General features: G+C 68.1%; 11 protein-coding genes. 3 read left to right on the top strand and 8 right to left on the bottom strand.

The window, feature by feature from the left end:
* The first annotated feature begins 1 nt into the window (after position 1).
* Positions 2 to 1,972, top strand: coding sequence for a gamma-glutamyltransferase (gene ggt, locus E0T84_RS02545; protein WP_171054879.1), 1,971 nt, complete (start codon positions 2 to 4; stop codon positions 1,970 to 1,972).
* A gap of 11 nt (positions 1,973 to 1,983) precedes the next feature.
* Here ggt and E0T84_RS02540 read toward each other — a convergent pair whose 3' ends face one another.
* The 4 genes from E0T84_RS02540 to E0T84_RS02525 form a co-directional block, all read right to left on the bottom strand.
* Entirely contained in the window at positions 1,984 to 2,460 is a 477-nt protein-coding gene (locus tag E0T84_RS02540; protein WP_249383555.1) for a PH domain-containing protein, read from the bottom strand.
* Positions 2,461 to 2,465: 5 nt separating this feature from the next.
* Positions 2,466 to 2,945, bottom strand: a complete 480-nt coding sequence (ribH, locus tag E0T84_RS02535; protein WP_070185962.1) for a 6,7-dimethyl-8-ribityllumazine synthase — start codon at positions 2,943 to 2,945, stop codon at positions 2,466 to 2,468.
* Positions 2,942 to 4,270, bottom strand: a complete 1,329-nt coding sequence (locus E0T84_RS02530) for a bifunctional 3,4-dihydroxy-2-butanone-4-phosphate synthase/GTP cyclohydrolase II (protein WP_036389821.1) — start codon at positions 4,268 to 4,270, stop codon at positions 2,942 to 2,944. The genes ribH and E0T84_RS02530 overlap by 4 nt, the downstream gene beginning before the upstream one ends.
* 97 nt (positions 4,271 to 4,367) lie before the next feature.
* Positions 4,368 to 4,967, bottom strand: a complete 600-nt coding sequence (locus E0T84_RS02525) for a riboflavin synthase (protein WP_070186030.1) — start codon at positions 4,965 to 4,967, stop codon at positions 4,368 to 4,370.
* A 72-nt stretch (positions 4,968 to 5,039) separates the two neighbouring features.
* Between E0T84_RS02525 and E0T84_RS02520 the strand changes: the two genes are divergently transcribed.
* Both E0T84_RS02520 and E0T84_RS02515 read left to right on the top strand, forming a co-directional pair.
* Positions 5,040 to 5,753 (top strand): LppX_LprAFG lipoprotein, encoded by a 714-nt coding sequence (locus E0T84_RS02520; RefSeq protein ID WP_070185961.1) that lies wholly within the window; start codon positions 5,040 to 5,042, stop codon positions 5,751 to 5,753.
* A complete protein-coding gene (locus E0T84_RS02515) occupies positions 5,753 to 7,435 on the top strand; it encodes an MFS transporter (RefSeq protein WP_305801144.1) in 1,683 nt (560 codons plus the stop codon). Before E0T84_RS02520 ends, E0T84_RS02515 begins: the two co-directional genes overlap by 1 nt.
* A 315-nt stretch (positions 7,436 to 7,750) precedes the next feature.
* On the opposite strand, the gene ribD is transcribed toward E0T84_RS02515, so the two are convergent.
* The 4 genes from ribD to fmt all read right to left on the bottom strand — a co-directional run bounded on the left by ribD (position 7,751) and on the right by fmt (position 11,880).
* Positions 7,751 to 8,752 (bottom strand): bifunctional diaminohydroxyphosphoribosylaminopyrimidine deaminase/5-amino-6-(5-phosphoribosylamino)uracil reductase RibD, encoded by a 1,002-nt coding sequence (gene ribD / locus E0T84_RS02510; protein WP_138743689.1) that lies wholly within the window; start codon positions 8,750 to 8,752, stop codon positions 7,751 to 7,753.
* Positions 8,749 to 9,426 (bottom strand): ribulose-phosphate 3-epimerase, encoded by a 678-nt coding sequence (gene rpe / locus E0T84_RS02505; protein ID WP_070943664.1) that lies wholly within the window; start codon positions 9,424 to 9,426, stop codon positions 8,749 to 8,751. The genes ribD and rpe overlap by 4 nt, the downstream gene beginning before the upstream one ends.
* A 124-nt stretch (positions 9,427 to 9,550) precedes the next feature.
* Positions 9,551 to 10,954, bottom strand: coding sequence for an RsmB/NOP family class I SAM-dependent RNA methyltransferase (locus tag E0T84_RS02500; protein WP_138743688.1), 1,404 nt, complete (start codon positions 10,952 to 10,954; stop codon positions 9,551 to 9,553).
* A complete protein-coding gene (fmt, locus tag E0T84_RS02495; RefSeq protein WP_138743687.1) occupies positions 10,951 to 11,880 on the bottom strand; it encodes a methionyl-tRNA formyltransferase in 930 nt (309 codons plus the stop codon). The genes E0T84_RS02500 and fmt overlap by 4 nt, the downstream gene beginning before the upstream one ends.
* Positions 11,881 to 11,896 lie beyond the last annotated feature (16 nt).

The following is an 11,896-nucleotide window of genomic DNA, read 5'->3' as shown; positions in this document are numbered from 1 at the left end:
TGTGCGATTGCTGGCGTCCACACGTTCGGTCATCGCCCTGCTCAGTGTCGCCGCGACAGTCCTGGCCGGATGCGCCGGCGACCATCGGCGACCGGCGAAGGCCGTCGCCGGACCCTGCCAGATTGTGTCGAACGGCACCCCGCTACCCAAACCTCCTCCCCCTCCGCGGCCGCCGGCCGGCCCGGCCGCACCGGCTCCGCCGCCCGACCTGGCGACCAACCCCGAGATCGGCACCGGCTACCGCAGCGACATGACCGCCGTCCGCACGGCAACCTACGCGGTGGCCACCGCCAATCCGCTGGCCACCGAAGCAGCGTGCAAGGTGCTGCGCGGCGGCGGCAGCGCCGCCGACGCGCTGGTGACCGCACAGGCCGTCCTCGGCCTGGTCGAGCCTCAGTCCTCCGGGCTCGGCGGCGGTGGATTCCTGCTGTACTACGACGCGGCAGGCAACTCCGTACGTGCATTCGACGGACGCGAGACCGCCCCGGCCGCGGCGACCGAGAACTACCTGCGCTGGGTTTCGGACTCCGATCGCACCGTGCCCAAACCCGATGCCCGGGCATCGGGCCGCTCCATCGGGGTGCCGGGCATTGTCCGACTGCTCGACGACGTCCACCACCAGTTCGGCAAGAAAGCCTGGCGCGAGCTGTTCGATCCCGCCGTGTCACTGGCCGATCAGGGATTCGACATCAGTCCCCGGCTGGCGGCCTCGATCGACGATGCTCACGCCCAACTGCGACTGGACCCCGCCGCCGCACGCTACTTCCTCAACACCGACGGCAGCCCCAAACCGGTCGGCACCCGCATGACCAACCCCGCCTACGCGAAAACCTTGGGCGCCATCGCATCCGAGAGAGCCCGGGCCTTCTACACCGGCGACATCGCCCGCGCCGTCGTGGCGGCCACCGCCGATACCAGCGGCGGCCGCACACCGGGACTGATGACCGAGCAGGACCTCGCCACCTACGCCGTCAAACAACGCGAACCGGTGTGCACCACCTACCGCGGCCGCGAGGTCTGCGGTATGCCGCCGCCTTCCTCGGGTGGCATCGCGGTGGCAGCCACCCTCGGCATCCTCGAGCACTTCCCCATGAGCAACTACAAGCCGGCCCGCCTCGACCGCAACGGCGGTCACCCGTCGGTGACCGGCGTGCACCTGGTCTCGGAGGCCGAACGTCTCGCCTACGCCGACAGAGACCGCTACGTCGCCGACACCGATTTCGTCCCGCTTCCCGGCGGATCGCCCGAAACCCTGCTCGACGTTGCCTATCTCACCGGCAGGGCCGCCCTGATCTCCCGGGACCACACGATGGGTGTGGCCGCGCCCGGGGATTTCGCGCCCCCGATGACGATCCCACCGGCGCCCGAGCACGGCACCAGCCAGATCAGCGTCATCGACAGCTTCGGCAATGCCGCATCCCTGACCACCACGATCGAGTCCGCATTCGGCTCGTTCCACATGGTCGACGGCTTCCTACTCAACAACCAGCTCACCGACTTCTCCGCCGAGCCGACCAGCGCCGAAGGCCAACCGCTGCCCAACCGGGTTCAACCCGGCAAACGCCCGCGCAGCACCATGGCACCCACCCTGGTATTCGACAAGACCGGGCCGCAGCGGGGGCCCCTGTACGCCGTACTGGGCTCCCCCGGCGGTGCGCTGATCATCCAGTTCGTCGTGAAAACCCTTGTCGGCATCCTGGATTGGAAACTGGATCCGCAGCAGGCGGTGTCGATGATCGATTTCGGCGCGGCCAATACACCGGTCACGAATGTGGGCGGTGAGCACCCATTGGTCGACACCGTCGCCAACGGAGACCGTGATCAACTGATCGAGGGCCTGCGGGCACGCGGACATCAGGTTTCACTGGCCGATCAGTCCAGTGGGCTCTCAGCGCTGGTGCGCACATCGTCGGGCTGGATCGGGGGCGCCGATCCGCGGCGCGAAGGTCTGGTGCTCGGCGACGTCGGTTGATCCCGCGCGACTCAGCCGCGTTGCGCGCGGTACCGGTCGATCAGATCCCGGACTTCGTCCATGGCCTCGACGGCGCGGCCCTTGTCGATCGCCTGGATCGCCATCACCGGGATGTACTCGTCATCGGGCAGGTCCAAACGAGCCCAGCGGGCTCCCACCGGGAAGGACACCCCGAGCGCCTCGGACCAGGGAATCACCTTGAAACCGACCAGATTCCGGACCGCTACGCCCGCGGGGCCGACCTTCAGCCGGGGCCGGGCGAACAACAGCACCACGCACGCGATGATCGCTCCCAGCAAGGCGATCGCCACCTGGTCGGAGGTCTGGAAGACCACGCCGGTAGAACCCACCTTGAGCAGGATGCCGACCGCGACGTGCGCCAGAAAGATGATCAAGGCGGCGCCGTACGCGAAATACGGTGTCCGGTAAGGCCGGATGTCGATGTCCCAGCTGTCCCTCGTCATTTCTTCGGTCTTCTTCTCGGTCATCGAGGTCACGCCTTGGCGCGCAGTTCCCGCAGGGTCAGCGCTGTCGACAGGGCGGCGGCTGCCGCCTGGGCGCCCTTGTCCTCGGTGGAATCCGGGAGACCGGCGCGGTCCAGGGCCTGGGCCTCGTTGTCGGTGGTGAGCACACCGTTGGCGACCGGAGTGGACGCATCGAGCGACACCCGCGTCAAGCCCTGCGTCACCGCGTCACACACGTAGTCGAAATGCGGGGTCTGCCCACGGATGACCACACCCAACGCCACCACCGCGTCATGGGTGGCCGCCAATGCCTGTGCCACCACCGGGATTTCGATGGCGCCGAGCACCCGCACCACCGTCGGATCGTCGATCCCGGCTTCGGCGGCGACCTTGCGGGCACCGTCGAGCAGCGCATCGCAGATCTGGGTGTGCCAAGTGCTGGCCACGATCGCCAGCTTCACGTTCGACGCGTCCACCTGGGGCAGATCGGGAACCCCGTGGCCGCTCACAGGCTCGAACCCGAATCGGTCCCGCTGGGCGGCCTGCGGTCGCCGAGGAGGTAGACCGCCTCGTCGTAGTCGTCCATGCTCACCGCTTCGTCGTAGTCCTCAAGCCCGATGAGGTCGTGACCCATCCGGTCCCGCTTGGTCATCAAGTAGCGGATGTTCTCCGAGTTGGCCCGCACCGGCAGCGGCACCCGCTCGATGATGTGCAGCCCATAGCCGTCGAGCCCCACCCGTTTGGCCGGATTGTTGGTCAGCAACCGCATGGACCGGATACCGAGGTCGACCAGGATCTGGGCGCCGATGCCGTAGTCGCGGGCGTCGGCGGGCAGACCCAGTTTGAGATTCGCGTCGACGGTGTCCTCACCGGCATCCTGCAGTTGATAGGCCTGCAACTTGTGCATCAGACCGATGCCCCGGCCCTCATGGCCGCGCATGTACAGCACCACGCCGCGACCTTCACGCGCCACCATCGCCATCGCGGCGTCCAGTTGCGGACCGCAGTCACAGCGCCGCGAACCGAACACGTCACCGGTCAGGCATTCGGAGTGCACGCGAACGAGGACGTCGTGACCGTCGCTGGCCGGCCCGGAGATGTCGCCGCGAACCAGCGCCACGTGCTCGACATCCTCGTAGATGCTCTTGTAGCCGACGGCCACGAACTCGCCGTGCCGGGTCGGGATCCTGGCCTCGGCGATGCGCTCGATGTGCTTCTCGTGCTTGCGGCGCCACTCGATCAGGTCGGCGATCGAGATCAGCGCCAGGTCGTGATCGTCGGCGAAGACACGCAGCTCATCGGTGCGCGCCATGTCGCCTTCGTCCTTCTGGCTGACGATCTCGCAGATCGCCCCGGCGGGCTGCAGCCCGGCCAGGCGGGCCAGATCCACGGCGGCCTCGGTGTGCCCAGGGCGGCGCAGCACCCCGCCGTCCTTGGCACGCAACGGAACCACGTGGCCGGGCTTGGTGAAGTCGTCGGCGACGGTGGACGGATCGGCCAACGCGCGCATCGTGGTGGCCCGGTCGGATGCCGAAATACCCGTTCCCACATCCTTTTTCGCATCGACCGTGACGGTGTAGGCGGTGCCGTGCTTGTCCTGGTTGACCGCGTACATCGGCAACAGGCCCAGCCGGTCGCAGATTTCGCCGTCCAGCGGCACACACAGATACCCGGAGGTGTAGCGGACCATGAACGCCACGAGTTCGGGAGTCGCCTTCTCGGCGGCGAAGATGAGATCGCCCTCGTTCTCGCGATCTTCGTCGTCGATCACCACCACGGCTTTGCCCGCCGCGATATCGGCTATCGCCCTCTCGACGGAGTCGAGCCTGGTCATCTGCGCCACCTTGCCTGTTCTCGTGCCAGGCCCCCAATCCGGGACCATGTGCCGACTCCAGTATGAACCACCGAAATCCAGCGGTTATTGCCAGCTCTTACTCACCGGGACCGGCCATCAGCCGTTCCACATATTTCGCGATGATGTCGACCTCGAGGTTGACCGTGGTTCCCACCCTGGCCCGGCCCAAGGTGGTGAGCTCGACAGTGGTGGGGATCAGCGATATCTCGAACCAGTCGTCAGCCACCGCGGACACGGTCAGCGAGACCCCGTCGACCGTGATCGAGCCCTTCTCCACGACGTAACGCGACAGCGCAGCAGGCAGGCCGATGCGCACCACTTCCCAATGCTCGAACGGCGTGCGGGAAATCACAGTGCCGGTGCCGTCCACATGGCCCTGAACGATGTGGCCACCGAGGCGGCTGTTGACCGCAGCAGCCCGCTCCAGATTGACCTGGCTACCGACCCCGACTCCGCCCAGGCTCGACCGGTTGAGCGTCTCCCCCATCACGTCGGCGGTGAACACGCCGTCGGGCAGCACATCCACCACGGTCAGGCAGACCCCGTTCACCGCGATCGAATCGCCGTGACCGGCATCTGCGGTGACCACGGGCCCACGAATGGTGAACCGGGCAGCATCGGTCAGCTCCGCCTTGTCGACCAGGACACCCAGTTCTTCAACGATTCCGGTGAACACGCCGACCAGAGTATTCATTCAACTGTGCGTCGGGGAAAACGCCCGGGGGCGGTGAGCCTCTACGATGCAGTCATGCAGACGCGCCCACGGTTCGCAGTCCAGTCCTTACTCGCAATCCTCTTCACCGCGGCGGCCCTAGTCGCCGGCTGCTCGTCGTCTTCGGAGACGTCGAACGCCCCGTTGCCCGATGCAGCCACGCTGTTGCAGGATTCCGCGGCCACCACCAAGGCCCAGCAGAGCGTGCATCTGCTGCTGACCGTGCAGGGCACGATCAAGGGCCTGCCCATCGAGAAACTCGACGGCGACCTGACCAACACGCCCGCCGTGGCCGCGCAGGGCACCGTCGATCTCGACGCCTTCGGCCAGAAGATCTCCGACGCGAAGTTCGTGGTCGCCGACGGGACCCTGTATGCCGCACTGACCGCGGGCGATCCGCTGTCCGACTACGGACCGGCCGAGAAGATCTACGACGTGTCGACCATCCTGAACCCCGACCTCGGCCTGGCCAACGTGCTGTCGAACTTCACCGACCCCAAGGCCGAGGGTCGCGAATCCATCAACGGCACCGAGGGGGTCCGCGTGACCGGCACGGTCAGCGCTGACGCCGTCAACAAGATCGCCCCGCAGCTCAAGGCGGAGGGCCCGGTCCCGGGCACCGCGTGGATCTCCGAAGAAGGCGACCACGCCCTGCTGCAGGCCAAGCTCGAACCCACCCCCGGAAACAGCGTCACCATGACCCTGACTGACTGGGGCAAGCAGGTCACCGTCACCAAGCCCGCGTCCTGATGCGGGCCGCGGAGTCGGTGAGGTCCGGCCGCAACCGCCACATCGCGATCAGCGCGGGCAGCCTTGCCGTGCTGCTCGGCGCTCTCGACACCTATGTCGTGGTCACGATCATGACCGACATCATGGCCGACGTCGGGATCGCGATAAACAAGATCCAGCAGGTCACGCCGATCATCACCGGTTACCTGCTGGGCTACATCGCGGCGATGCCGCTGCTGGGCCGGGCCTCGGACCGGTTCGGACGCAAGATGCTGATCCAGGTCGGCCTGGCCGGTTTTGCTGTCGGCTCGGTGATCACCGCGCTGTCGGGCGACCTGACCATGCTGGTCATCGGCCGCGTCGTACAGGGCACCGCCAGTGGCGCGCTCCTCCCGGTGACCCTGGCGCTGGCCGCCGACCTGTGGGCGGCCCGCAACCGGGCCGCGGTGCTGGGTGGTGTCGGTGCCGCACAGGAATTCGGCAGCGTGCTCGGCCCGCTCTACGGCATCGGTGCGGTGGCGCTGTTCCACCATTGGCAGGCCGTGTTCTGGATCAACGTACCGCTGGCCGCCATCGCCATGGCGATGATCCATTTCAGCCTGCCGGGCAAGGAGCCGAGCGACCATCCCGAGAAAGTCGATGTCGTCGGTGGTGTCCTGCTGGCGATCGCGTTGGGTCTGGCCGTCGTGGGCCTGTACAACCCGGAGCCGGACGGCAAGCACGTCCTGCCCGAATGGGGCCTTCCGCTGCTGATCGGTGCGCTGGTGGCGGCGGTGGCGTTCTTCGTATGGGAGAAGGTCGCCCGCACCCGACTGATCGAGCCCGCGGGCGTGAAGTTCGTGCCGTTCCTCGCCGCGCTCGCCGCATCGTTGTGCACCGGCGCGGCGCTGATGGTGACGCTGGTCAACGTCGAGCTGTTCGGTCAGGGCGTGCTCGGCAAGGACAAATACGAGGCCGCCTTCCTGCTGCTGCGGTTCCTGATCGCATTGCCGATCGGCGCGCTGATCGGTGGCTGGATCGCCACCCGGGTCGGGGATCGCATCGTCAGCTTCGTCGGCCTGATGATCGCCGCCGGTGGCTTCTGGCTGATCACCCAGTGGTCGATCGATGTGCTCGACAAGACCTACGACTTGGCCCTGGTCCAGTTGCCGGTGCTCGACACCGATCTGGCGATCGTGGGCCTGGGGCTCGGACTGGTGATCGCTCCGCTCACCTCGGCCACCTTGCGGGTGGTACCGGCCGCGCAACACGGCATCGCCTCGGCATTCGTCGTGGTGGCCCGCATGATCGGCATGCTCATCGGCATGGCGGCGCTGTCGGCCTGGGGTCTGTACCGCTTCAATCAGCACCTGGCCGGCCTGGCAGCTGCGGCGAACACCAGCGAAATGTCGCTGCAGGAGCGGCTGGCGTCGCAAGCCACCCGCTATCGCGAGGCGTATGTGTCGATGTACGGCGACATTTTCGGCATCACCGCGATCGTCTGCGTGGTGGGTGCGGTGCTCGGCCTGCTGATCGCCGCGCGCCACTTCCACGCCGACGAGCTCGACGGCCCGCCGGCCGGCGATGCCGCGCCTACCCGCGACGACGGTGACGTTTCGACCGGCCAGCTCTACTTACCCACGCAGGTACTGCCGGCGCAGTCCGCCGAGGGGACGGTCCAGCTACCGCGCCAGCAGCAGCCGGGGCGGCACCGATCCGACTGAGCCGTTCAGCAACGCTCGACACCAGGGCGGAGCAAACGTGGTGTCCGGCCGGCCTCAGCCGGCCGGCTGGGCAGCACGAGGCGGAGTGGGGCGCGCACCAACGCCCGAATTGCGCGAGGGGAAAATGGTGTGGCGGGGAGCCAGTCCTGCAGTGCAGTCATGCTCGCGTCCTTTGCTCGGGTTCACCGGGCGCGAATTCGGCAGTGAACGCGCTTTGGTACGAGTGTACCGATCAACACCACCAGCGGCCGGTTCGCCGCCCAGCCTAACTTAGGTAACCCTAACTACAGCTGGATACCTCCGGCCGGCCTGCCGTCAGTTGGGCACCAGGCTCAGGCGAACATCGGGTCCGATGGCGGTGATGCCGTCGAACCTCCACCGCTGCGCGTGCACGAGACTCGGCACCCCGATGTCATCGACCGCGGTGATCGGGCCACCCAGCAGCATCGGCGCCACATAGGCCAGGATCCGGTTTACCACGCCGGCCCGCAGGAAGGCCCCGGCCAGCGTCGGCCCGCCCTCAAGAAGCACATCAGTCCGATCCCCCAGCGACCGCATCACTTCATGCGGATCGTGGGTGCGGATCAGCATCGTGTGAGAATCGTCGTTGAGTACCTTGGCATCCGGCGATACTTCGCGCATACCCACCACCACCCGCAGGGGCTGATGATCGGTGAGCGAGCCGTCGGGCCGGCGCGCGGTCAACGCCGGATCGTCGACGAACACTGTCCCGGTACCGGCCACGATCGCATCGGCTGCGGCGCGCTTGCGATGCACATCCGCGCGGGCGGCCTCACTGGTGATCCACTGGCTGGAACCGTCGGCAGCGGCGCTGCGGCCGTCCACACTGGTGGCGAATTTCCACGTGACGTGGGGCAATCCGGTGCGCTGCTTGTGCAGCCATTCGCGCAGAGGTCCCTGCTCCACCTCGTCGGCAAGCAAACCCGGGCTGACCGTGACACCGGCATCGACAAGCCGTTGCGCACCGCCGGCCGCCGCCGGATTCGGATCGGAAGCCGCGTAGGTGACAGACGAAATGCCTGCCGCCAGAAGCGCATCCACACACGGCGGGGTGCGACCATGGTGATTGCACGGTTCCAGGGTGACCACAGCTGCACCACCCTTGGCGCGCTCCCCTGCCGCCCGCAACGCCATCACCTCGGCGTGCGCGCCTCCGACCGGTTGGGTACCACCCACACCGACGATCTGTCCGTCGCTGTCCAGGATCACCGCACCGACCGGCGGGTTGGGGTACGTCGAACCTTTGACCTGTTCGGCTTGCTCGACGGCCAGCCGCATCGCGGCCTCGAGCGTCATAGCGTCAGATGTCTCGACGCGCTCGCAGCCTGCTGACGCAATGACTTCACCGCGGCGGCCGGGTCGGCGGCGCTGTACACCGCCGAGCCGGCGACAAAGCAGTCCACACCGGCTTCGGCGGCCTGTTCGATGGTGTCGGCATTGATGCCGCCATCAATCTCGATGACGATCGTCAGCTCACCGGAGTCGACGAGCCGCCGCGCGGTCCCCACCTTGGCGAGCACCTCCGGGATGAACTTCTGGCCACCGAAACCGGGTTCGACCGACATCACCAACAGCGTGTCGAATTCCTTGAGGATCTCCAGGTACGGCTCCAGCGGGGTGCCGGGCTTCACCGACAGGCCGGCCTTGGCGCCGGCGGCCCGGATGTCACGCGCCACACCGACGGGGTTGTCGGTGGCCTCGGCGTGGAAGGTGACGTTGTAGGCACCGGCTTCGGCGTACGGCGGCGCCCAGCGCTCGGGCTGATCGATCATCAGGTGGCAGTCCATCGGAATGTCGGTGGCCTTGAGCAGCGACTCCACCACCGGCAGGCCCAACGTGAGGTTGGGGACGAAATGGTTGTCCATGACGTCGACGTGCAGCCAGTCGGCCCCGGCCACCGCGGCGACCTCATCGGACAGCCGCGCGAAATCAGCGGACAGGATGGATGGGGCGATCAGGGGTTCTGCCATGGCCGTCAGCCTATCTCGACACTCTTCGCGCAAGCGCTCATGCTCTTCGCGCAAGCGCTCATGCTCACGCTCATGCTCTTCGCGCAAGCGCTCATGCTCACGCTCATGCTCTTCGCGCAAGCGCTCATCGGTCGACCTTCAGGGCCGCACTGAACATCGCATCCGTCCCATGCCGGTGCGGCCACAGCTGCACGTGTGGCCCGTCGCCGAGGTCGTCGGCCGGGGCAAACAACTCCCGGGTGTCCACCTGGGTCACCCGATGCCGGCGCACCGCGTCGGCCACCACCCCGACCGTTTCGGCCAGGTGCGGTGAACAGGTCGCGTAGAGGACCACGCCACCGGGACGCGTCAGCCTTATCGCCGCGGCGAGCAGCTCACGCTGCAGCTTCGCCAAACCGGGAACATCACCGGGCTGGCGCCGCCAGCGTGCCTCGGGGCGTCGGCGCAACGCTCCCAGCCCGGTGCACGGGGCGTCGACGAGTACCCGGTCGAATCCGGGTTCCAGGCCCGATTCCCGCCCGTCCACACGGTGCACGTCGACGTCGAGGCCCCGGGTGCTCTCCTCGACCAGGTCGGCACGGCGCGACGCCGGTTCGACCGCCGTGACCCGGGCACCGGCCGCCGCACCGATGGCGGCCAAGAGCGCGGTCTTGCCACCGGGGCCGGCACACAGGTCCAGCCAGCGGCCGTTGTCGGGGCCGTCCAGCTCGGCCAGCGTCAGCGCGCGGGCCACCAGCTGACTGCCCTCGTCCTGGACCTGGGCGGCGCCGTCGCGCACCGCCGCCAACTGTCCGGGGTCGCCCCCGGGCAGGTAGACCGCGTACGGCGAGTAGCGCCCGAGGGTCCCGTCGGCCTGCGCGGCCAGCTCAGCCGCCGTCAGCGCCGTGGGTCGGGCCGCCAGGTGGACCACTGGACGTTCGTCGTCACTGGTCAGCAGGGCGTCGAGCTCCCCCGCCCTGGCCCCCAGCGCGTCGGTGAAGGCCTGCGCGATCCACCGCGGGTGGGCGTGCAGGAACGCGGCGTGCCCCACCGGATCGGTGGCCGCCGGCGGCGCCAGCTGCTCCATCCATTCCTGCTCGGTGCTGCGGGAGATGGTCCGCAGCACACCGTTGACGAAACCCGCTCGGGCCGTGTCGAATTCGATGCCGGCCTGTTCGACGGTGGTGGACACCGCTGCGTGCGGTTCGACGCGCGTGCGCAACAGTTGGTAGGTGCCCAGGCGCAACAGGTCGAGCAGCACCGGGTCGATGCGCTCGGGCGGGCGCCCGGCGGCCGCCTCGATGACGGCGTCGAGCAGTCCCCGGGTGCGGCAGGCGCCGTAGGTCAGCTCGGTGGCGAAGGCTGCGTCGCGGCCTTCGATTCCCCGTTCCCGCAGCAGCCCGGGCAGGGCCAGGTTGGCGTAGGAATCACGTTCGGATACCGCGCGCAGCACGTCGAATGCCGCCCGGCGGGCCGGATCCAGCGGTGTGCGGCGGTGCTGACGGTCGCGTTGCGGCGAACGATTCGGACGGTTCGGCCTATTGCTCATGAGGCGCGCACCGATTCGTCGAGCCGCGCGCCGCGGGCCCAGTCGGCCGCATTCATGAGTTTCTTTCCGGGCGGCTGGATCTGCCCGAGCCGGACGGGTTGCGAGCTGGTACCGACCAGCACTGCGTTGCGTTCGACGCGGATCTCACCGGGATCCAACGAATCTTCCGTCGGGTCCACCGTGACCGGCCCGACCTTGACCCGCAGGTCCCCGATCATCGTCCAGGCACCGGGATTCGGGGTGACGGCGCGGATCCGGCGGTCGATGACGTGGGCCGGCAGGTCCCAGCGCACCCGGGCCGACTCCACGGTGATCTTGGGCGCCAGGCTGACTCCGTCGGCCGGTTGCGGCACCGCGGTCAGTGATCCCTCGGCAATGCCGTCCAGGGTCGACTCCAACAGCGCGGCACCTGAATCAGCAAGCCGCCCAAGCAGTTCGCCCGCCGTATCGGTGTCGCGGACCCGCTCGGTCACCACCCCGTAGACCGGACCGGAATCGAGGGCCGGCTCGATCAGGAACGTCGTCGCTCCGGTCACCTCTTCACCCGCCGCCAGGGAGGCCTGCACCGGAGCGGCCCCGCGCCAGGCCGGCAGCAACGAGAAGTGCAGATTGATCCAGCCGTGCTGTGGCACCGCGAGCAGGCGCTCGCTCAGCAGCGCACCGTAGGCGACCACCGCACAGCAGTCCGGCGCCAGCTCGGACAGCTCGGCGACAAACTCGTCGGAGTTGGGCTTAGCCGGCCGCAGGACCGGTATGTCGTGCTCGAGCGCCAGCTTCGCGACCGGTGACGGAGCGGGTTTCCCGCGGCGCCCGGCGGCGGCATCGGGCCGGGTCAGGACCGCGACCACATCGTGGCGGGGCGAGTCGATCAGCCGCTGCAACGAAGGGAGGGCGGGCTCTGGGGTTCCGGCAAAGACAAGACGCACCGACACAGTCTAGGTA

It is taken from the genome of Mycobacterium sp. DBP42 (assembly GCF_005924235.1).
Classification (GTDB): Bacteria; Actinomycetota; Actinomycetes; order Mycobacteriales; family Mycobacteriaceae; genus Mycobacterium; species Mycobacterium syngnathidarum.
The sequence above is the reverse complement of the archived record's forward strand: the minus strand, read 5'-3'. Positions and strand labels throughout refer to the sequence as shown.

Coding starts and splice junctions, on each gene's coding strand:
- E0T84_RS02540 (WP_249383555.1), bottom strand. CDS start 2,460: ATGACCGAGAAGAAGACCGAAGAAATGACGAGGGACAGCTGGGACATC.
- E0T84_RS02530 (WP_036389821.1), bottom strand. CDS start 4,270: ATGACCAGGCTCGACTCCGTCGAGAGGGCGATAGCCGATATCGCGGCG.
- E0T84_RS02520 (WP_070185961.1), top strand. CDS start 5,040: ATGCAGACGCGCCCACGGTTCGCAGTCCAGTCCTTACTCGCAATCCTC.
- E0T84_RS02515 (WP_305801144.1), top strand. CDS start 5,753: ATGCGGGCCGCGGAGTCGGTGAGGTCCGGCCGCAACCGCCACATCGCG.
- ribD (WP_138743689.1), bottom strand. CDS start 8,752: ATGACGCTCGAGGCCGCGATGCGGCTGGCCGTCGAGCAAGCCGAACAG.
- rpe (WP_070943664.1), bottom strand. CDS start 9,426: ATGGCAGAACCCCTGATCGCCCCATCCATCCTGTCCGCTGATTTCGCG.
- E0T84_RS02500 (WP_138743688.1), bottom strand. CDS start 10,954: ATGAGCAATAGGCCGAACCGTCCGAATCGTTCGCCGCAACGCGACCGT.